This is a genomic window from Marivirga salinae, assembly GCF_030503855.1.
Classification (GTDB): Bacteria; Bacteroidota; Bacteroidia; order Cytophagales; family Cyclobacteriaceae; genus Marivirga; species Marivirga salinarum.
This window is the reverse complement of record NZ_CP129971.1, coordinates 3,494,411-3,516,132: the sequence shown is the minus strand read 5'-3', so window position 1 is coordinate 3,516,132 and position 21,722 is coordinate 3,494,411. Positions and strand designations below refer to the sequence as shown.

Annotated in this window: 19 protein-coding genes; 10 read left to right on the top strand and 9 right to left on the bottom strand. The window is 34.3% G+C overall.

Features of this window, described 5'->3' with window-relative positions:
- Positions 1 to 40: 40 nt before the first annotated feature.
- Together QYS49_RS14770 and QYS49_RS14765 are read right to left on the bottom strand one after the other, a co-directional pair.
- On the bottom strand, positions 41 to 487 hold the full coding sequence (locus QYS49_RS14770) for an acyl-CoA thioesterase (protein WP_308348353.1): 447 nt from the start codon (positions 485 to 487) through the stop codon (positions 41 to 43).
- Positions 488 to 684: 197 nt separating this feature from the next.
- A complete protein-coding gene (locus QYS49_RS14765; RefSeq protein ID WP_308348352.1) occupies positions 685 to 1,809 on the bottom strand; it encodes a Gfo/Idh/MocA family protein in 1,125 nt (374 codons plus the stop codon).
- Between the two features lie 252 nt (positions 1,810 to 2,061).
- Between QYS49_RS14765 and QYS49_RS14760 the strand changes: the two genes are divergently transcribed.
- From QYS49_RS14760 to QYS49_RS14740, 5 genes are all read left to right on the top strand, one after another.
- Positions 2,062 to 2,646, top strand: coding sequence for a gluconate 2-dehydrogenase subunit 3 family protein (locus QYS49_RS14760; protein ID WP_308348351.1), 585 nt, complete (start codon positions 2,062 to 2,064; stop codon positions 2,644 to 2,646).
- A gap of 1 nt (position 2,647) precedes the next feature.
- Positions 2,648 to 4,336: a GMC oxidoreductase gene (locus tag QYS49_RS14755; protein WP_308348349.1), complete on the top strand. Its 1,689-nt coding sequence runs from the start codon at positions 2,648 to 2,650 to the stop codon at positions 4,334 to 4,336.
- Positions 4,337 to 4,342: 6 nt separating this feature from the next.
- A complete protein-coding gene (locus QYS49_RS14750) occupies positions 4,343 to 4,732 on the top strand; it encodes a DUF2721 domain-containing protein (RefSeq protein ID WP_308348348.1) in 390 nt (129 codons plus the stop codon).
- Between the two features lie 118 nt (positions 4,733 to 4,850).
- Positions 4,851 to 5,924, top strand: a complete 1,074-nt coding sequence (locus QYS49_RS14745; RefSeq protein ID WP_308348346.1) for an oxygenase MpaB family protein — start codon at positions 4,851 to 4,853, stop codon at positions 5,922 to 5,924.
- Between the two features lie 197 nt (positions 5,925 to 6,121).
- A complete protein-coding gene (locus QYS49_RS14740) occupies positions 6,122 to 8,392 on the top strand; it encodes an ATP-dependent helicase (RefSeq protein WP_308348344.1) in 2,271 nt (756 codons plus the stop codon).
- Positions 8,393 to 8,489: 97 nt separating this feature from the next.
- Here QYS49_RS14740 and QYS49_RS14735 read toward each other — a convergent pair whose 3' ends face one another.
- Positions 8,490 to 8,648, bottom strand: coding sequence for a hypothetical protein (locus QYS49_RS14735; protein WP_308348343.1), 159 nt, complete (start codon positions 8,646 to 8,648; stop codon positions 8,490 to 8,492).
- 83 nt (positions 8,649 to 8,731) lie between these two features.
- Between QYS49_RS14735 and QYS49_RS14730 the strand changes: the two genes are divergently transcribed.
- The 4 genes from QYS49_RS14730 to QYS49_RS14715 all read left to right on the top strand — a co-directional run bounded on the left by QYS49_RS14730 (position 8,732) and on the right by QYS49_RS14715 (position 11,777).
- Positions 8,732 to 9,283 carry a helix-turn-helix domain-containing protein gene (locus QYS49_RS14730; RefSeq protein WP_308348341.1) on the top strand — a complete coding sequence of 184 codons (552 nt, stop codon included), beginning with the start codon at positions 8,732 to 8,734 and terminating at the stop codon, positions 9,281 to 9,283.
- A gap of 97 nt (positions 9,284 to 9,380) precedes the next feature.
- Positions 9,381 to 10,316: a hypothetical protein gene (locus QYS49_RS14725; protein ID WP_308348340.1), complete on the top strand. Its 936-nt coding sequence runs from the start codon at positions 9,381 to 9,383 to the stop codon at positions 10,314 to 10,316.
- 217 nt (positions 10,317 to 10,533) lie between these two features.
- Positions 10,534 to 11,040 (top strand): hypothetical protein, encoded by a 507-nt coding sequence (locus tag QYS49_RS14720; RefSeq protein WP_308348338.1) that lies wholly within the window; start codon positions 10,534 to 10,536, stop codon positions 11,038 to 11,040.
- Between the two features lie 236 nt (positions 11,041 to 11,276).
- Positions 11,277 to 11,777: a hypothetical protein gene (locus QYS49_RS14715; protein WP_308348337.1), complete on the top strand. Its 501-nt coding sequence runs from the start codon at positions 11,277 to 11,279 to the stop codon at positions 11,775 to 11,777.
- Between the two features lie 167 nt (positions 11,778 to 11,944).
- Here the strand turns inward: QYS49_RS14715 and QYS49_RS14710 are convergent, their stop codons facing one another.
- From QYS49_RS14710 to QYS49_RS14690, 5 genes are all read right to left on the bottom strand, one after another.
- Positions 11,945 to 13,513 (bottom strand): NFACT RNA binding domain-containing protein, encoded by a 1,569-nt coding sequence (locus QYS49_RS14710; RefSeq protein ID WP_308348336.1) that lies wholly within the window; start codon positions 13,511 to 13,513, stop codon positions 11,945 to 11,947.
- A 1-nt stretch (position 13,514) separates the two neighbouring features.
- Positions 13,515 to 14,276: an MBL fold metallo-hydrolase gene (locus QYS49_RS14705; protein WP_308348335.1), complete on the bottom strand. Its 762-nt coding sequence runs from the start codon at positions 14,274 to 14,276 to the stop codon at positions 13,515 to 13,517.
- Entirely contained in the window at positions 14,273 to 14,548 is a 276-nt protein-coding gene (locus QYS49_RS14700) for a hypothetical protein (RefSeq protein WP_308348333.1), read from the bottom strand. The genes QYS49_RS14705 and QYS49_RS14700 overlap by 4 nt, the downstream gene beginning before the upstream one ends.
- Before the next feature lie 99 nt (positions 14,549 to 14,647).
- A complete protein-coding gene (locus tag QYS49_RS14695; RefSeq protein WP_308348331.1) occupies positions 14,648 to 15,025 on the bottom strand; it encodes a response regulator in 378 nt (125 codons plus the stop codon).
- A gap of 1 nt (position 15,026) precedes the next feature.
- On the bottom strand, positions 15,027 to 18,305 hold the full coding sequence (locus QYS49_RS14690; protein WP_308348330.1) for a PAS domain S-box protein: 3,279 nt from the start codon (positions 18,303 to 18,305) through the stop codon (positions 15,027 to 15,029).
- Between the two features lie 54 nt (positions 18,306 to 18,359).
- Here QYS49_RS14690 and miaA point away from each other — a divergent pair, with 54 nt between their 5' ends.
- On the top strand, positions 18,360 to 19,274 hold the full coding sequence (gene miaA / locus QYS49_RS14685; protein WP_308348329.1) for a tRNA (adenosine(37)-N6)-dimethylallyltransferase MiaA: 915 nt from the start codon (positions 18,360 to 18,362) through the stop codon (positions 19,272 to 19,274).
- Between the two features lie 206 nt (positions 19,275 to 19,480).
- Here miaA and QYS49_RS14680 read toward each other — a convergent pair whose 3' ends face one another.
- Positions 19,481 to 21,709, bottom strand: a complete 2,229-nt coding sequence (locus tag QYS49_RS14680) for a helix-turn-helix domain-containing protein (RefSeq protein WP_308348327.1) — start codon at positions 21,707 to 21,709, stop codon at positions 19,481 to 19,483.
- Positions 21,710 to 21,722: the final 13 nt, after the last annotated feature.

Here is a 21,722-nt window from a genome sequence, read left to right as displayed (position 1 = left end):
TTTTTAGTTTTAATTAAAAACCGATTTGTCAGCTATTATGCTATTTAATTTCAATACTGCCTTCTTTTTCATAAGCCATCAACTCTTTTCTTAACCAATCAGGAATTTCAATTGTAGTTTTATTCTTAGTATCAAACATCACTTGAATGGAGGTCCCGACAGTATGCACAGTTTTATCATCAGTGGTTATCATATATTCCAATACAAAGCTTTTTTTGCCCATTTCCTTAGTGCGAACCCAGCATTTTGTATTGTGCATTCCAATTTTTAGTTCTTGAAGATAGCTACAGTTAATATTTGCTAACAAAAACATATTTTTATGCCAATCCCAGCTTGGAGATGCTTCGAGCATATATCTTCCTCGAGCAATTTCAAAATATTGGATGTAAATGGAATTATTGACATGTGCTAAAGGATCTAAATCCGTCCAACGCACTTGTATATCTTCTGAAAACTTAAAATTATTGGGGTCTGTAGTTGGTTTCATTATTATGATTTAATTTAAAAGCGAAATTACGATTTAAAATTTAGAGGAGGTTGAAATTAAATGGGAAATTGGAATTATAGTTAAGAGGTAGGTCGAGAAATTAGCTGTTGTGTAATAAAAGAAACCCTATCACATTCTATGATATAAGCTTGATTTTTATTATAGAATGCGGAGGAATCTTTGTTATCTACATAAGATCACATACTCACCCACTTCTTCTCATCAGAAGACTGTATAGCCTTCTCAATAAACAACATTCCCCTCACACCATCTTCAATTCCAGCTTTTACAAATTCCTTTTTACTATTTTCATTTAGAATAGTGTCGAAAAAGCCTTCATATATCCTTTGAAAAGCTTCAGTGAAATAAGGAGAATGCCCCGGGATATTGACTTCACTGCTTTCCCACATTTCATGATCTAATCCTTTAATGGATTCTTCTCTAAAATCAGGATATTTTATGGTGAGTAAATTTGGCTCATTGTGATTCCATACCATTCCAGCTTTACTGCCGTAAATATGTAAGCTTAAATCCTGATCTTCGCCTGTGCAAATCTGACTGGCAGATAAATAACCTTTGGCACCGCTTTCCATCTCTAATAAAACATTCGAGTCATCATCAATCTTTCGTCCTTCAACTAAGATGGAAACATCAGCCATCAGCGATTTCACTTTTAATCCGCTTACAGATTCAAGCAGATTAAAAGCATGAGTACCAATATCGGCTATAGTACCGCCTTTCCCTGATTTTTCGGGATCTGTACGCCAGCTAGCTTGTTTGTGACCTTCTGCTTCAATTAACTGAGATAACCAACCTTGAGAATAATCAACTTTCACTTTTCTAATTCTCCCTAAATGACCTGAATCAATAATTTCCTTGGCCTTTTCCAATAGTGGATAGCCTCTGTAAGTATAGGTCATAGCGAAATGTCCTTTGGCATTTCTCACTGCTTTTTGAAATTCTAAAGCTTCAGCATAATCAAAAGCAAGCGGTTTGTCGCATATCACGTGAAAACCTGCTTCTAAGGCTAATTTAACGGGTTCAAAATGTAAATAATTAGGGGTGACTATGGCAACAAAATCCATTTTTTGATCCTCATCGAATTGAGCTTCTTTCTCAATCATTTCAGTGTAACTGCCATATATTCTGCTTTCATCGAGCCCTAGTTCCTTTCCTTTTTCTAATGATTTCTCTTTTGAAGAGCTAAAAGCACCACAAACTAATTCAGCATTTCCTGAAGCGGTTGCAGTTATTCTATGAATATCACCAATCATGGAGCCAGGCCCGCCTCCTATCATTCCCATTTTTAATGTTTTGCTCATATTTTAATGGTTTACTTTTTTATCTTATTGTTGTTTGTCAAATAAATGCCTTGAAACAGGTTGGTTGGTGAGTCACCGACCAGGATAGTGTTGTATTGCAATCTTTCCCATGGTCGGTGGCTCACCGACCATTATGAATTATCGAAAGCATTCATTCTCCTTTTATATAAACATTTATTGAATTCATTTCTTATTTCTTGAAACTAAACAATAACTTACTTATTATTAAATTTGAATAAGGAAATTTAGAGAATGAACAGAAGAGAAGCGATTAAAAAAACGGGATTAGCATTAGGTTTTGCTGCTACTTCACCTCTATTGATGCATTTGATTCAATCATGTGAAAGTAAGAAACCACTAGGATGGAAACCTCAGTTTTTTGATGAGAAACAAGCGCTGTTGGTAGCTGCATTAGCCAATCAAATATTACCAAAAACAGATACTCCTGGAGCCTTGGATGTGGGAGTCGATGTTTTTGTTGATAAAATGGTAGCAGAAGTCTATAGTGAAAAAGAACAAAAGCAATTTTTAAAAGGACTTGAAGAAATCGAAAAAAACAGTGAATCAAAAAATGGTAAAATTTTTACTGACCTCGAAAGTAAGGTTCAATATGATTTTTTATATGGCTTGGAAAATGAAGTAAAGCATTTGTCTTTTGATTCTGATCCAAAAGAGAAACCTTTCTTTTTAATGCTTAAAGAGCTAGTACTTTTAGGCTATTTCACATCAGAGGAAATTATGACCAAGCATTTAGATTATCAACCCGTGCCCGGACAACTTCTGGGCTGCGAACCCATGAAAGCAAATCAAAAATTAAGAGTAGGAAATTATTTTTAGAATGAGTAAAGAAAAAAACCAATTTGATGCCATCGTAGTAGGGTCAGGAATTTCGGGCGGATGGGCAGCAAAAGAATTGTGCGAAAAAGGCTTGAAAACTTTAGTACTAGAGAAGGGCAGAAATGTAGAGCATATAAAAGATTATCCTACCATGAATAAAGCCCCTTGGGAATTTGATCATAGAGGAAAAGAATCTCAAGAAGTGCAGGAAGAATATTATGTCCAAAGCAAAACTTATGCTTTTGATGAAGGGTCTAAACATTTTTGGGTAAATGATAAAGAAAACCCCTATACTCATCCTGAAAATAAAGAATTCCGCTGGTTAAGAGGGAATCAAGTAGGTGGCCGCTCTTTAACCTGGGGAAGACAAAGCTATAGATTAGCACCAATGGACTTTGAAGCAAATGCTAAAGATGGTATTGCAGTAGATTGGCCTATTCGCTATGAGGATTTAGCACCTTGGTACGATAAAGTGGAGGAATTTATAGGTGTTTCCGGTAGAAATGAAGGCTATACGCAATTACCCGATGGAAATTTTCAGCCGCCCATGGATATGTATTGTGTGGAAGAAAAAGTGAAAGGGGCAATTGAAAAAAATTGGGATGACCGATTTATGACCATTGGTAGAACGGCAAATTTGACCCAAAACAAACATAATCGAACGAAATGTCAGTATAGGAATTTATGCAACCGTGGTTGCCCTTTTGGAGCATATTTTAGCAGTCAAGCTTCTACTTTACCAGCTGCATCTGCAACAGGCAATATGACTTTAAGACCCAATTCAATTGTAGAGTCGGTTATTTTAGATGAGAATACCAATAAAGCTAAAGGGGTTCGAATTATCGATGCTGAAACCAATGAATACCATGAATATTATGCAAAGGTCATTTTCCTTTGTGCTTCAACTTTAGGTTCAACCTGGATTATGTTGAATTCCAAAAGTGACCGTTTTCCGGATGGACTAGGAAATACAAGTGGATCATTGGGTAGAAATTTAATGGATCATCATTTTGAGGTTTATGTGAAGGCAGAATTTGATGATTTTAAAGATAAATATCATACTGGCTATAGACCAAATGGAATTTATGTCCCGCGTTTTCAAAATATAAAATCACAGCATCCTGATTTTATTAGAGGGTATGGTTTTCAAGGTGGAGGCAACAGGGTAGGCTGGGGCTACGGCAACAGATTAGCTGGTTTTGGAGCTGAATTTAAAGATGCTCTTATGAAACCCGGTCCTTGGGAAATGTCTTTTATGCCTTTTGGCGAAACTTTGCCATATGAGGATAATCAAGTTACCCTCAATGAAAATGTGAGAGATAAGTGGGGATTACCCACTTTGCATATTGATTGTGAGTTTAAAGAAAATGAACATCAAATGCGAAAAGACATGATGAAAACAGGTAAAGAAATGTTAGAAGTTGCTGGTGGTAAAAATATAGAAGCAGTGAATTTGCCAGCTGTTCCTGGTTTTGGAATCCATGAAATGGGAACTGCCAGAATGGGAAGAGATCCTAAAACCTCCATGTTGAATAAGCATAATCAATTGCATGAAGTACCTAATGTTTTTGTAACAGACGGTTCTGCCATGACTTCTTCTGCTTGTCAGAATCCAAGTTTAACTTATATGGCATTAACCGCAAGGGCAGTAGATTTTGCGGTTTCGGAACTCAAGAAAATGAATTTGTAAGTTCTTATGGAAATCTCCTTAACGACACCGGCTTTACTTTTTCCAGCTATATCATTATTGTTGTTGGCTTATACTAATCGTTTTTTGGCTTTGGCAAACTTGATTAGAAATCTGCATGCTCGCTTCATGACTGAAAAGGATGTGAAAATTAAAGCTCAGATTTCTAATTTGAAAAAGCGTGTGATTCTTATTCGCAATATGCAATTATTGGGGATTTCCTCTTTGTTCTTCTGTGTAGTGAGCATGTTCACCATTTATCAAGAGTATCAAATGGCTGGAAGCATCATTTTCGGTTTTTCTTTGGTGCTATTGATGATATCTCTATTACTTTCCATAGTTGAAATTCAAATCAGCGTAAAAGCCCTAAATATTCAAATGGGGGATATTGAAAAATAGGAATTTATAGGATAACCTATTCTAAGCGTTTCACTAAGACATTATAAAAAGAATATATTCCAGTATAAGTTTCTGTTAATTATCAAATCAATTTACCCAAATCTCAGTTAAGCATTATGTGCAAACTCAAGAAATAAAATATTCTAATAAAACGCTCGATTCAGCCCGTAAAACAGGAGATGCTATAGCAGATAAAACCGTCAAGGTTTTATTTGAAAGTGGATTTAATCCATTGTCTAATGAGGCTTACAATGAATTGATTTTTAATCATCAGCCTATTCCTGAAGAATTTCCTGAAAACTTAAAAGAATATTTCAAAGAGATTAAAAGCTTTCAAATAGATGAAAAGCTAGCAGAAAAGGGGTCTGAATTTTATGTAGAACATGCCTCTGCCATTATGCTTTGCTTGGGAATGTTGTCTTTGCCTTATTGCTATGCCGCTGCAGAAGGCGCCAAGGTCTTGAGTTTTTCCAAAAGGATTTATGAGCAACCTGAAAAGCGCTTAACCGAAACGGCTGAATTCGTATTTGATGTTTGCAGTCCTGAAGCTTTTACTCCTCAAGGAAAAGGATATATCAGTGTTGCTAAAGTACGTTTGATGCATGCTGCCATTCGCTATCATTTACTCAATAGCGATAAATGGAGTGATGAATTAGGGACTCCCATTAATCAGGAAGATATGGCAGGAACAAACCTTTCATTTTCATTGATTGCTATTCGTGGATTAAGAAAATTGGGCTATACTATTTCAGCAGAACAATCTCAAAACTATATCTGCTATTGGAATATGATAGGAGAGATGTTGGGTGTAAATAAAGAATGGTTGCCAGAAAGCAATCAAGATGCTTTTATACTAGAACAAAAAATCAAAAACCGCAATTTTCATAATTCAGAAGAAGGGGAGATGTTAGCCATTAATTTGCAAGGCTATATTAAAAAGCAGCCTTTGCCTTTTAGCTTTCCTTCAGAAACAATGATGGCCTATCTACTTGGAGAGGATATTTGCGAAATGATTGGATTGCCATATGATAACCTGAAAGTGGACTTGATAAGCAATATTAAAAACCTTAATGCCCTCAGAAATGTATTTCCAACAAACCATCAAAAAGAATTTAGAAATTTGAAAAAGCAGTTTGGTGATCGAAATTCACAGAATGTTCCTTTTAGGTTTTTGACTAGCTTGGATGTCTAATATTTTATTGCCTTTTCAAGCCAAGCTAAATCGGTAATATTTTCAAAACTTTGAAGCTGTTTATAGTTTTCTTAATTATCCCAATTTGCTAAATTTTTACTTCTATTTTCAAACTTTAATCTTATCCCTCCAAAATATTTTCAATATTTCCCCTCTCTTTTCGATGCTCCTTGGCATTTAGATTATAAATTTGTCTTATGGATTATTTAAGTCATTTGAATCCCCCGCAGAGAGAAGGAGTTGAGAATTTGGAAGGCCCCACCATGATTATTGCTGGTGCTGGTTCTGGGAAAACACGGGTGTTAACCTACCGTATTGCTCATCTGATTACCGTTAAAAATGTGGATCCCTTTAGCATTTTGGCTTTAACTTTTACCAATAAGGCAGCTAAAGAAATGCGGGAAAGAATTGAAAAGATAGTGGGAACTGATGCCCGTAATTTATGGATGGGAACTTTCCACTCTGTCTTTGCTAGAATTTTGAGAGCAGAAGCCGATAAATTAGGCTATCCTAGCAATTTCACCATTTATGATACCGAAGATTCCAAATCTCTGATTAGAGCAATCGTAAGGGAAATGGGATTGGATGATAAAGTCTATAAGCAAAATGTAGTTTATAGTAGAATCTCTGGAGCTAAGAACAATCTGGTTTCCTGGCAGAATTACATGAACAATTCAGTTTATGTTTCTGAGGATGAGCAAGCTCAAAAACCTAAAATGGGTGCCATCTACAAAGAATACGTACAACGTTGTTTCCGATCTGGCGCTATGGATTTTGATGATTTATTGTTTAATACCAATGTTTTATTCCGCGATCATCTCGATGTACTGAACAAATATCAGCAACGATTTAAATATGTGATGATAGATGAGTTTCAGGATACTAATATTTCCCAGTACCTGATTACGAAAAGACTTTCATCTGTCCATCAAAATATCTGCGTAGTAGGGGATGATGCGCAAAGTATTTACGCCTTCCGCGGAGCTAACATTCAAAACATCCTGAATTTTGAAAAAGATTATCCTGATTTGAGGGTAATCAAATTAGAGCAGAATTATAGAAGTACACAGAATATTGTAAACGCGGCTAATTCAGTCATCCTAAAAAATGCAGCTCAGCTTAAAAAAAATGTCTGGACGCAAAATGATGATGGCGAGTTGGTCCATTTGATAAAATCCACTTCCGATAATGAAGAGGGTAGGCTAGTGGCTTCTTCAATTTTTGAGGATAAAAACAACAAAAAGCTAGAGAATAAAGATTTTGCTATCCTTTATAGAACTAACAGTCAGTCCAGGGCTATGGAGGAGGCCTTAAGAAAAAGTAGCATTCCTTATAGAATTTACGGTGGCTTATCTTTCTACCAAAGAAAAGAAATCAAGGATTTATTGGCCTACCTCCGATTTACCATCAACCATAACGATGAGCAATCTTTCAGAAGGATCATCAATTTACCCAAAAGAGGAATTGGGGCTTCTTCGGTTGATAAAATAGTGGTTTCCGCTTTTGAAAATGATTTGGGAATTTGGGATGTGTTGCAAAAGAGCCAGAGAGTGCTCCCAAACCGAGCTGCCAATGCAGTGGATAATTTTGTCACGCTGATTAAATCTTTCAAAATCAGAATAGAGCGAGCGGATGCTTATGATACTGCAGCCTTTATCGCTAAGCAAAGTGGCTTGCTTAAGGAATTATATGACGATAAAACCATAGAGGGATTAAACCGCTACGAGAACGTTCAGGAATTGCTCAATGCCATTAAGGAGTTTGTGGATGACGAGCAGCAGGAAGATAAATCACTGGAAGCTTTTATAGCTGATGTGGCTTTACTGACCGATGCGGATAATGAAGATCAAGATAATAATGATCATGTGAATTTGATGACTATTCACTCTGCAAAGGGATTAGAATTTAAACATGTTTTCATTGTGGGGATGGAGGAGGATTTATTCCCTTCTCAGATGATGCTCAACAGCCGAGCTGACTTGGAAGAAGAACGAAGGTTGTTTTATGTAGCTTTAACTCGTGCAATGGAAAAAGTCACTTTAAGCTATGCTTTAACCCGCTACCGTTTTGGTAGATTGAAAAACTGTGAGCCTAGCCGATTTATAGAAGAGATTGATCCAGCTTATATAAAAGTAGATAGAAAGTTTAATCGCTCTGAACCAATGGGCAATTTGAATAATGGAAGTGGGAGTAGTGTGTATGCCAAGAACTTGGTAGCTCAAAGGAAGACTGAAAGAAAAGCAGTGCCTCCTGGCAAAAAACTACATACACCCTCTCCTGATTTTGCACCTAGCGATACTCGCACTTTAGATACAGGAATGAAAGTAGAACATCCAAAATTTGGCTTTGGAGAGGTAAAGAAAATGGATGTACAAGGAGCCAATAGAAAAGCGACTATTGAATTCGAGAATTTCGGTGAGAAGACACTTTTACTGACTTTTGCTAAGTTGAGGATAATGGAGGATTGATTTATCAGCCTTCCATTTTAATGACGAAGATAGTAATGATAATTGCTTAAATAAATTTTTTTAAAAAAACATAGTATATGAATTTAACTAAACAGACTTATTTTGGAATAGCAGGAGGTATGCTTTTTTTATTTTTATTAACTTCTATTGTATTCATAATTTTAGGAATTAACAAAGAAGAACCTTTGTTTGATAATATTTCCATAACTATTAGCCTTGCTTCAAGTTTATTTGTATTTCTTTTTGGTGCTGTCATTAGCTTATTTTTAGCATCTAAAAAAAGTCAAACTACAAATAAGTAGATTGTTAGGTTTTTTTTTAGAATGATTTTCCTGAAAAGTGCAAAGGATAAAAGATTTTCGCGAGCAAAAAGGATTAACTCAATCAGATTTAGCTGATAAAACAGGTTTGTCTTTAAGAACTATTCAACGAATTGAATCTGGACAAACCATTCCCAAAGGACATACTTTAAAAGTACTTTCAGATGTAATTGGGTTTAGCCGTATAGATTTTAAAAGTCATTCTTCTCAAGTTACAAATGAGCAGAATGATCAAATAAGGCTTATCAATCTTTCTGCCTTAGCTTTAATTGTGATTCCTTTCGGGAATATTATCTTCCCTTTTATTCTTTGGCGTAAGCACCATAAAGATCAGATAGTTAATAATGCTGGTAAAAGTATTCTGAATTTTCAGATCATTTGGACTTTAGTGCTATCACTTTTGCTCATAATAAGTCCTTTTATTCAAAATTCACTTCAGTTATCATTTTCATTAATAATAGTGGTTTTAATTCTAGGATATTGCTTTAATACTCTGATGATATTTAAATTCTCCAGATGGATCAGAAATGGAATGTTAGATCGGTTAAAAATAACTTATCAGCTCTTATAACTGCTGTTCTACTATTGTCACATTATTGTCATACACTTGACGCATAGTTTCAGTTTAGATTTTCTCAGCTTTATATGGAAATATAAATCTGTTAATTATGAGGAAATTCGTATTTATTTTATTTGCTGTATTGCTAATAAGTGGGCTAATAGGATACTTTTATTTTGATAAAAAATTTACCCCACCACAAAATCAATTGAATGTATCCGATCATCAAGATACTATTCCTATAAAATGGGTTTCAAGTCAAGATAGTAAGTATGCGGCATTACTTTTACCAGTAAAGCTAGATGGAATTACGGATACTTTCTATTTGCAATTTGATTTGGGGGCACACAGCACTCTTTTTCATGAAGAAGCACTTCAATCTATTATTCAAAAGCATCCTTTTCTAAACTCAAGGATAGAAAATGAAAATGATCCTTTTAAATTTAAATTGGGTGAAATTCCGGTTTTTATTCCAAAAGTTAAAAGAATAAACTATGGAAAGCCAATAAATTGGACACCTTCAGCAACCAACATAATTGGAACACTTGGTTCTGATATTTTGGAGCATAAAGTAGTAGTGTTTGACTTTAAACAACATATTATTCGGTTTTGTAATTCTTTTCCTAAAGACATTGCAGAGGAAACCATTCAGGATTTTGAATTTAAAAAACGGAAGGTGATGCTAAATGGGAAGATTAATGATGATGATACTCAATTCTATTACGATTCAGGGAGTAGTGCATTTGAATTGATTACTGATAAAAAACAATGGGAAAATTTATCGCTGGAGGGAGCAGTGGAACAAACATATCAAGCCAATTCATGGGGAAAACCCTTAGAAGTACACAATATCAGTAGTAATGCTATAATCAAATTTGGTAAGGAAGAAATTTCACTAAATAAAGTAACATACATTGAAGGGACTTCAGTTGTTCAAAATCTTTTAATGTATTTTAGTGGAATGGGCGGTATGATAGGTAACAAACTATTTATAGATAAAACCCTTGTCTTAGATGCTAGAAACCAGAAATTTGCTGTTTTTTAACCTTGTATTAAAGTTGAGAATAATCAATAATAATAAGCTTTAACTGTTTATTTCTCTATTTCCTTAGTGAATCACTGCGGTTAATTGATCATAGCTTCTTGCTGAACAAGAGGACTTCTAAGTAAATCACCTAATCACAATTTCCGCATTGCACTAATGTATACAGACAGTATTATCATGACATTTGAATATAATTAGAAATAAAAAGCCAATTGTTATGAAAACGTATCCAAACATTTTGAAGCCAGTTAAGAAATATGTTTTAGTAGGGCTAATCGTTTTGATTACCTTATTTGGTTTTATCCTTGATGCAAATGCTCAAAGTACATTATTAGAAAATGATGTAGATAAGATCAATAATTCAATGGTAGTTCAACTTGCAGATTATGATTTTGATATCATGATACCTAAAGTGACCAATGAAGAGTTGGAAACTTTTGAGGATGCAGCTTTTAACCAAATGGTTTATGTTACTGATGGTGCTTCAGGCTATTATTTCTATATGGGAGCTGAATGGGAAATGCAAAATGTAAGAGAAGTTTTCGAATTGATAGATATGAATATAGCTATTCAAAAGCCTGTTAATGAAAGTTTTATAATAATTGCAGGTGAAGAAAATTCTACTGCATTACTTGACTATAATCATCATGTTAAAAATATCTACCAAGACTTTGGATTTGATAAAAATGACGAGGCAATGGCAATCAATATTAAGAAAGAATAGTTTTTTGAATGATAGGACAATAGTTTGTAAAAGGCAATGTTTTAAAAAGCATTGCCTTTTTCTATTATGATATTTTCTGATTTAAATTTCTTTTGCAAGCTAAAGGCTGATTAGCCTCTGACAGAAAATGGGCATAGGTGTTGCTTACGTAAATCACCTATTTGAAATTTCAGCAATGCCCTAATGTTTACAAGCTTCATTATTATGACCTTTGAATATAAATATAAACAAAAGTTATGAAAACGTATCCAAACATTCTGAAGCCAGTTAAGCAATATGTTCTAATAGGGCTAATCGTTTTGATCACCTTATTCGGTTTAACTTTGAAAGCAAATGCTCAAAGTGCATTATTAGGAAATGATGTAGATAAGATCAATAATTCAATGGTAGTTCAACTATCGAATTATGATTTCGATATCATGATACCAAAAGTGAGTAGCGATGACTTAAATGCTTTGACTGATGCTACATTTAACCAAATGGTTTATGTAACTGATGGAGCTGCTGGTTATTATTTTTATATGGGAGCTGAATGGGAAATGCAAAATATAAGAGAAGTTTTCGAACTAATTGATATGAATTTAGCCATTCAGGAGCCTAGCACAGAAAGCTTGATATTAATAGCAGGAGGTAATGACACTAATGCATTGTTAGATTATAATCATCATATCAAAAATATATACAGAGATTTTGGATTTGACCCAAAGGATAGTCAAATGGCGATAAATATAGATTAAGAATAGTTTTAAAGTGATAGTTTTTTTAAGTCGTTTTAGGCAATGCTTCTCAAAGCATTGCCTTTTTTAATTCTTCTGAAAAACTTCATTGTTATATAGATAATTCCCTCTGTGTTTTTTTCGGATGAATACGGGACAAGTTGTGAAGCCTTAGATCTTCTTTGTGTTCAAATTTTTGTTTCAATCCACCAAGCTTCAGGCTTAACCAGAATAGTATCTTCTTTATCAACATGCACCATACCTGGAGGCAAGCCTTTTGGTTTTCGCACATATTTCTTAGGTGTTACAATAACGGGACTTAAGCTATCTGATTTTCTTTTAGAATAAAAGGCTGCGGCTTGTGCTGCTTTTTCTACAACTTCCTGAGGAAAAGGTTTGCTACTTTGCTGTTTCAACACCACATGAGAACCCGTAACATCCTTTGCATGCAACCATAAATCATTTTTCTTGGCATACTTTAAGGTCAACTCATCATTTTCTCTTGCGCCTTTTCCTACTAAAATGGTAAACCCGCCATATTCAAATTTTTTATAGGGGACTTTTAATTCTACTTGTGCTCTTTCTTTAACTGGGTTTTGTTTAATCAGTTTTTTAATTGATTTGATGTCTTCTGCTGATTCAATTTCAGCCAGTTTACTTTCTGCTTCCTTCAATTCTTGTTCTTTTTGTTTGATAGAAGCTTCCAATTGTTCTAATTCAATTTTCTGGTTCTTAGATTTTCTGTAAAGGTTTTCTGCATTTTTTTGCGGACTTAAATGAGATTTCAATGCAATTTTAATATTCTCATTCGTGTAAAAATTGAACAATTCCACTTCCTTGGCATGAGCTGGGATTTGATGCATATTCGCCATCAAAATATCGGCTAATTGATTATAGCCTGGTTTATCCAAAACATCCTGTAGCTTTTGATTTGATTTCTTTATATAATTTACAGCCTGATTTCGCTGTTTTTCCAATTGCTTAGAAAGTCGTTTTTTCTCTTTCCGAATAAAATTCTCTTTGGAATAGGTATAATAGAATTGGGTAATGCCTTCAAGACAGCTTTTCTCTTCTTTTATAATCTCACCTATTTTCAATAGCGAAAAATGAACCTCATCATTCCATAGAATGGTGTAAAAACCATCTGGATTTTTAATATCTGATTCTAAAAGTGAAATGATTTCCCATTGCTCTTCCAATGGTTTTTCCTGCAATTTTATGCTACTTAAATATTGCTTGATTAATTTGCCGAAAGTAGGGAAAAGCTTCTGGTAATTGCCGTCATATTCAAAGAAGGCTTCTTTGCTTTGGTCAATGGGTCTGTTTAAATCCTTCAAATCTAGCTCCATATCCTGTGGGAAACTATTCCTGAACAACTCATAGGCTTTATTAGCTTGGTAGCTAATTATATTTGAGCGGTTTCCATGCATTTTAAAAAGTAAGCTCCATTCTCCTTCAAAATGTAAGGCAAAGCACCTTTCATTCTCGAATTGTTGAATCCGGTTTACTCTTTTACCAATAAAATCAGTGAATAAATCTATACTGTTGCTTTTGGTTCTAGCGAATTGATTAGGAAAACTTAAGCATGAAAATTCTGGTAATAAGGAAGCTTTTATGTAAAATTCCTCTTGTCCTTGACTGAATCCTAAAATCAGTTCATCACGGCTTTGGCTAAAACAAGCTAATAATTCACTTCCGCGGATTTTTGCTTCTAATTCAGATGATAATTGTCGGAATACATAATAGTTATTATGCATCTTAAAGTTCTATTTGAAGTCCATCATAGGCTAATTCCATGCCTTCTGGCAATTCTTCTTCTATATCTCTGTGCAATCCTATTCTGTGTCCCATATGGATAAAATAAGCTTGCGGAATTTCCAATTCTCTCACCATAGCAATAGCTTGTTCTAGATTAAAATGAGAGAGGTGTGAATTCTTTTGCAAGGCACTTAATACCAGTACTTTACTACCTCTTATTTTCTCTTTCTCTTCATCTGGAATGTGATTTACATCGGTGATATAGGTAAAATCATTAATTCGATAGCCAAATACAGGCAGTTTGTAATGCATAACATTTATTGGCTGGATGTGAATGCCTTCTACCTGAAATGCTTTATTCTCAATTTCGTGGAGCTTAACTTTTGGGATACCAGGATATTTATTGACTGCGAAAATATAGGCAAATTCTCTTTGTATTTGTTCTAAGACTTGCTTTCTGCCATAAACTGGCATATCCATTTCCTGTTTAAAATTGTAGGAGCGTACATCATCCAATCCGGCAGTATGGTCTTTATGTTCGTGGGTATAAATCACAGCATCAAGATGATTGATTCTTTCCCTGAGCATCTGTTCTCTGAAATCAGGACCTGTATCAAACACAATGCTTTTTCCACCTACTTCTATATGGATACTGGTTCTGGTTCTTTTATCCCGGTAATCGAGTGATTGACATACTTCACAATCGCATGCAATTACGGGAACTCCCTGCGATGTTCCTGTTCCTAGAAATGTTACCTTCAAAGTGCGAGTTCAGTTTGTTGTAATTCTAAATAGAAATTTTTGTTTTTGTCACTTAGTGTTTTGCTGTCCAACTCAATGTTTTTGAGGATATCCACTAAGCAATTAATTTTTCCTTCCGTATCAAAGAATTTATTAATGATCACAATACTTTGTTCTTTCAATACACAATAACCTGATTTGAAATTTCCTTTTTCATAACGAAGGACGTAATCAGATTCAGCGAATACATCTTCTAATTTATTGAGGAATGATTTTGTGTACTTTATCTGCATATTAAGGAATTTATAAATTAACTACACAAACTTTCTAATTGTTACTTATTTTCGGATAGTTATGGTTTTACGTTCGATTAAATGCTAAAAAGAATTTGATCAATTTGTTAATTTCTTAACAGTTTCCACCAATTGGTCAAAATTGAGCGGTTTTTGTAAATATTCATTGATACCAGCTTCTTTGAAATCTTCTATGCTGTAATTTTTTGCATTTCCTGTTATTGCAATAATTGGAATAGCTGATTTTTCTTTATCATCCAAAGCCCTGATAGCTCTAGTGCATTCCATCCCATCCATTTTAGGCATATTAATATCCATTAAAATGATATCAAATGATTCGGATTCTAAAGCTTTTAAAACTTGCTCTCCGTTTTTTGCAGAATGGATGCTGTAATTTTGCATCATTAAAATTTTCTTGGTAAGGTTTTGGATAACCGAACTATCTTCTGCTATAAGTACTTTTTTTGTGTTTGCCATCTTATTTTAAAATTGACTGATAATTGTCTGTAAATTTATTAAAATTATCTAATAAATGGTTTAAGTCATTTACAAGCTTTTCGGTATTATCTTTTTTTAAATCGCCTTCTATTTTTTTTGCCTGTTCCTCTAATGAACGAATTCCAAGAGTACCTGCGTTTCCTTTAAGAGTATGCAAATTACTTAATATTTTGTCGATGTCCGAAGTCTTTTCAGCATTTATACTTTCTAATATCAAACTTTTTGCTTCTATTTCAAATTCTTCAAAGAATGATTTGATTGTAGGCTTGTCTGCATATTTACTTAATTGCTGAAGTGTGGACTCATCAATTAATTCGGTTTCATTTCCATTGCTTTTATCTGGGATTATTTCTTCTAAGTTAAGACTTTCCGCTTCAAAATCGGGTAGGTTTTGTTGAATAACTTCTAATAAAATGCTAGATACTATTGGTTTAGCTAAATAATCGTCCATTCCTAAATCCAAAAATCGTTGACGATCCTCTTTCATGGAGTAAGCCGTCATGGCTACAATAGGAGGAATTTTCTTTGACAGCTTTTTGATTTCTCTTGTAGCAGTTACTCCATCCATAACCGGCATTTGGATATCCATCAGAATTAAATCATAATCTATATTTTTCACTTTTTCAATTGCTGCTGGTCCACTAAAAGCTAAATCTGTTTTAAAACCTGATTTCATTAAAATCTGACTAGCTACTTGTCTATTAATGGTGTTATCATCTACAATTAAAATGAAAGGTGCATTTTCACTTTTAAAATTCAGCTTTTGGCTTTTCGTTACCTTTTGATTTTGATTTTCATATGTTTCAATTTCCGCTTCAGAAGCTTTTTCTCCAATTAGTGTAAACCAAAAAACGCTTCCTTCATCAGGCTCCGAACTAACACCAATCTGCCCACCCATTAGGCTACTTAATTGTTTTGAAATAGCAAGTCCTAACCCTGTACCGCTAAAAGCTTTGGTACTTGAATTATCAAGTTGTGTAAACAATTTAAATAATTGCTGTTGATCATTTTCAGATATACCAATACCGGAGTCTTCAACTGCAATTCTGTATAAGTCGTCTTTAATTTCTTTAGAGATATGTAATAAAACCTTGCCGTTTTTCTCTGTAAACTTCAAGGCATTTGAAGTGAGATTAGAAACTATTTGAATAATGCGAGTTTCATCAATCTTTAGATATTTAGGAATGTCATTATCAATTTTAAAATTCAGGTTAATGGATTTCTGATTGGCTTGTTGACTAAATAAATTTAATACTTTGTCAAATATTGACTTTACTTCTGTTACATGAGGCTGAATTTTCATCTTACCAGCTTCTATTTTGCTTAAATCCAAAATATCATTCAGTATTGTCAGTAAAGTTTCAGATGAACGCTTGATAGTTTGTACAAAATTCATTTGCTCAGGATTGAGCTGAGTTTGAGCCAGTAAATCCACCATCCCGATAACCCCGTTCATTGGAGTCCGAATTTCATGGCTCATATTAGCTAAAAACTGCTCCTTTACTTTCAAGGAATTTTCAGCCATGTTTTTTGCATGCAATAATTCCCTATTGGCTTGCTTTAATTTAGTGATATCACGGGCTACCCCTTCTATAGTAACTTCACGGCTATCTTTATCTCTTACTAAACGAACGTTACATATACAGTTCACCAACCTGCCGTCTCTGGTTATAAGGGTTGCTTCAAAGTTTTGAACCCTTCTTCTAGAAACCAATTTTTTTAACAGATCTTTTGTTTTTTTGGTATAGAGGTAATAGTTGGTGATATTATTCCCTGTCACCTCATCTTGTTCATAGCCAATGTTCTCTTTAATGGAAGGACTAATAAGGATAATTTCCCCATTAAATCGGCAATTAAAATAGATGTCTTGAAATGACTCAAATATATTCCTAAACTTTAACTCACTTTTTTGAATATTTAGTGCGTTAATCTTCCTTTCCGTAATATCATGAGCAATACCCGAAAGCCCAGTTATTTCTCCACTTTCTGTATATATTGGGTTCAAAAAAATCTCTTTCCAGACTATGGAATTGTCGATAGGGTTCTGAAATTCTACCTCAAAATCTATTGTCTCACCATTTAAACAGCTTTCAAATTTATCGCCCCAAAATTTATAACTACCTGAACTAAAGATTGATGTTATTACTTTTCCCCTTAAATCTGTATTTACTTTTGGTTTAAAATTAAAATATTTTAAAAACTCATATTCAAAATTTGGATTAAATGAGGTAAGCTTAAAATCTTTATCAATAGACCAAATAATATGGTTACTGCTGTTAAATATGGACTGCAATCGACCAGCTTGCGTACTGATTTTTTCTTCAATAAATTTTCTTTCAACCGATAGTAATACTTGATTTGAAATAAAATTCAGCAATTTTAAATCCCTGTTTTGGAAAGCGTTTTCATCCTTATAGCTCTGTACCCCAATTACGCCAGGCGTTCCTTTCTCCGTTTGGAATGGGACGCCTAAAAAAGCTTTTGGAATGGTGCCGTATTGATTGATTTTTCCTTCCAATATTAAATCCATAATATCTGATTCTTTTAATAACATGGATTTCCTTTGGTGATAAATGTATTCGCACAATCCTCTTTTATATTCCAATGTTAAGGATTTGGGTGAGTCTGCTACAAACTCATCATGAATATAAGGAAAGAAAAGTTCTTGAGCTTCAAATTTGAATTGAGCAATAAAGAAGTTTTTGGCTTCCATTGCTTCTTTTAATTTCTCGTGGATCCCTCTAAATAAACTATCTAAATCAGTACTTTTAAGGGTCAAGTTGGTTATTTCATAAAAAAGATTCTGAGCTTTTTGAGCATGAATTTGGTGAGTTATATCCTGAAAATTTGCAACAATATTTTTATTGTTCATGCTGATGAATAAAACTCCAGTTACATGAATTTTATCATTGTTTTTTGAGCTTAACCGAACTTCTAATAATTCTTGGGAATTATTTTTAATCACTAGCTCAGTCACTTCTTGGAATTTATGCCAATCGTTAGGATTAACAATGTCCCTAATGTAAATATGTTTTAAATCTTGAACTGTGTAGCCTAAGGTTTGGCGCCAGTTTTTATTGGTTTTTATTATACTGCCGTCTTTTGTAAATTCCATACTTAAATCAATGCCCTCTTCTGGGAACATGGTATTTTCAAGATGCTTGGAATTTTTAAGCAAGTATTTGTTTTGGTAGAGTGCTAGCCTCAATTTCTCTACCTCTTTTATAAGTTGGTCTTTATTGTAATTTTGTAACTCCAAAATATTTAAATTTACAGCTCAATTTAAGCTTTTAAGATTGAATAAATATCAAATTTGACTAAAAAATCTAAAACCATAGTGATTTTGGCTGGGCCGACTGCTGTTGGTAAAACTTCCTTATCCATTCAATTGGCTAAACGGTTTAAAACTGAAATAATTTCAGCCGATTCCCGTCAGTTCTATAAAGAAATGGTGATAGGAACTGCTAAGCCAACATCAAAAGAAATGGATGGAGTTCCCCATCATTTTATAAATTCCCATAGCATTCAGGAGGATTATAATGTAGGCCAGTTTGAGAAGGATGCTTTAAACCTACTCGGTGATTTATTCAGAAAACATGATATTATATTTGTAGTAGGCGGCTCAGGACTTTATGTAAAAGCACTATGTGAAGGCATTGATGACATGCCTTCTATTCCAGTAGAAATAAGACAGAATTTAAATGCGGAGTTTGAACAAAATGGAATTGAATGTCTGCAAAAACAAGTAATGGAATCTGACCCAGAATATTTTGAAATAGTAGATCAGCAAAATCCTCAAAGGCTGATAAGGGCTTTGGAGCTTTATCGTGCCACTGGAAAAAACATGAGCTATTATAGGGCTCAAGAAAAGCAAATTGAAAGACCATTTAATATCATTAAAATAGGACTAGAGCGCCCTAGAGAAGAATTGTATGATCGCATAAATTTGAGAATGGATCAGATGATTGCAGAAGGATTATTCGATGAGGCTGAAAAGTTATACCATTATAAAAATTTGAATGCTTTGCAGACATTGGGCTACTCAGAAATATTTGGCTTTTTGGATGGCGAATATGATAGGGAAGAGGCTGTCAGATTATTAAAAAGAAACAGTCGAAGATATGCTAAAAGGCAAATGACTTGGTTCAAGAGAGATTCAGAATTTGTTTGGTTTAAGGCTGAGGACAAAGATAAGGTTATTGATTATTTAGAAAGTAGACATAGTTAGGTTTACAGGTTTTCAAGTTGACGGGTTTTCAAGTTATTTCAGCTGCCAATATTTTACTCAATAACTTATTTCTTTTTAACGCTCCAATGTCTGACCTTCGGTACTGACATGGCTTTACGCAAGATGCCCATTCATCATCCTACATCCGTCATCCATCAATTCTATTTATAAATACCGCACACTCCAAAAGTCCCCTTTTGAGGGATTCAGGATGCTTCTTCTTTCTGATGATTTCTCCTAAAATGTCCCCAAGCAATCTTGATTTCATCATAAGTAAATTCATCTCCTAGCCTGGCTTTCACATCCGCACTTCCTTTTACTTCTTCCAAAGCCATTACAGTGCAAATTTGCTCTAATTTTTGGGCATCCATCAGTTGAGAAGCTTCAATTTCACCAGTTTCAATGTATTTGGATAAGTGTCCTAAAATAGTACCAGGGACAAATTCCCTTTTAGCGGCAATTTCTTCTATGCTTAAACCCTCTTTAAAGAAATTGTAGGATATTTCAGCAGTAGGAGTTTTGTCCTTTTTGGATTTCTTTTTCTTTTCTTTAGAATCTTTTTTGGCTTCTTCAAAAGTGGAGGATTTATGTAAATCTTTTTTAGATAATATCCTGTTTTCTGAAGCTGCTGTCACTAACATTGCAGTTTTACTGATTAGCAAAAGCTTTGACTTTAATTGCTCTGTAATGCTCTCTAGTTCTTTGAGATAGGTTTTTACTTTACTTTGATTGGATGTATCGATTAAATGTGCTTTAAATGCATCATATAAATCCTTTACTTTTGGTTTGAAAAAATCTTCAGCGCTATTGACCCTTTCAGCTAATTCAGACAAATATTCTTCTTTAGCTTCGTAATGGGCTAATGAACTTTGAAACTTAAGCCCAACTTTATTGATTTCTTCTAATAGCTCCTTTTTCTCTCTAGTCCAATCAGCATATTGCTGCTTAAGTGATCTATTTTCTCCCTTATTAAAGCTGCCTAAATGAATATTTAATTCTTTCACTAAGCCTTGGAAATCGAAAGTTTCTCTAATTGTATTAAAAACAAATGCTTTCCTATCGGATTCAAGCTTTTGATTTAGCTGCTCAGGCGCTTTTTTGTTATCCTCAAATTGTCTAAGACTTTTATCCAATTCGAAAGGAATATTGCTAATGGGTTTTGAAAGAATCAATCCTTCTAAGCCGGTAAGCCTTGAAAGTGCTACATACATTTGACCAGGGGCGAAACTATCCGATAAATCCAAAATGGCTTTTTCAAAAGTTAAGCCTTGTGATTTATGAACTGTAATAGCCCAAGCTAGTTTTAAAGGAAATTGCTTGAAAGTCCCCAGCCATTTTTCTTGAAGCACATTGGTGGATTTATCCAGACTGTATCGCTGGTTCATCCATTCATATCTTTCTACGGTAACTTCATCTTTCGGATTTTTTAGCTTCACTTTGATGGTGTCTTCATTCATCTCGGAAATTTCTCCGATTTTACCATTAAAATATCTCGCCTCTCCGCTGCTATCATTTTTGATAAACATCACCTGTGCACCAATCTTAAAATTGAGTTTTTCAGGCAAAGGGAACATATTTTCTGGAAAATCACCTTCAATTTCAGCTTTATAACTTTGCTCTTCTGTATTAAGTAATTTTAAAGATTTTTCATTGAGTAAATCGGCTTTTCGATTATGTGTCGTGATGTGGATATAACCATCCTTTTTTGATTCTTCCACGCCTTCTTCATAATGCTGATTTAGCTTTTCAATATCAGCATCACTAAGGTGATTATCTCTGAGGCGATTAAGAATGGATGTAAATTCAGGATCAGATTGACGGAATATTTTATCCAACTCGATATAAACCATCTCTGTTTTCTGTAAAGCTAATGCCTCAAAGAAATAGCCGGTTTTATAATATTTATTTAAGTATTGCCACTCATGCTGACGAATTACTGGTGGGAGCTGGTTTAAATCTCCAATGAACATGATTTGCAAGCCACCAAAAGGTTGAGGGTTTTTACGAACCATTCGTAGAATTAAATCCATGCAGTCCAGAATATCTGCACGAAGCATACTGACTTCATCAATAATCAACAGTTCCAAATTTCGGATAATCTGGCGCTTATTGCCATACATTTTAAACTGCTGAAGGAAGGTTTTTGGGGTGTTAATTTGCTCGCTGGTTCTGGAGAAATCTACTGCATTATCTTCCGGAATGAAGGTACCAAAAGGAAGCTGAAGTAAAGAGTGTAAAGTAACACCTTTGGCGTTTATAGCTGCAATTCCAGTGGGGGCTGCAACGGCTACATTTTTATAAGTATTGTTAATGATATAGCGTAAAAGCGTGGTTTTTCCACTTCCTGCTTTACCAGTAAGAAATATCAATCGGTTGGTGGTGTTCACATATCGAACGGCAATTTTGGCGATTTCGGTCAGTTTGTGCTGTGACATAATCTTGTATTCA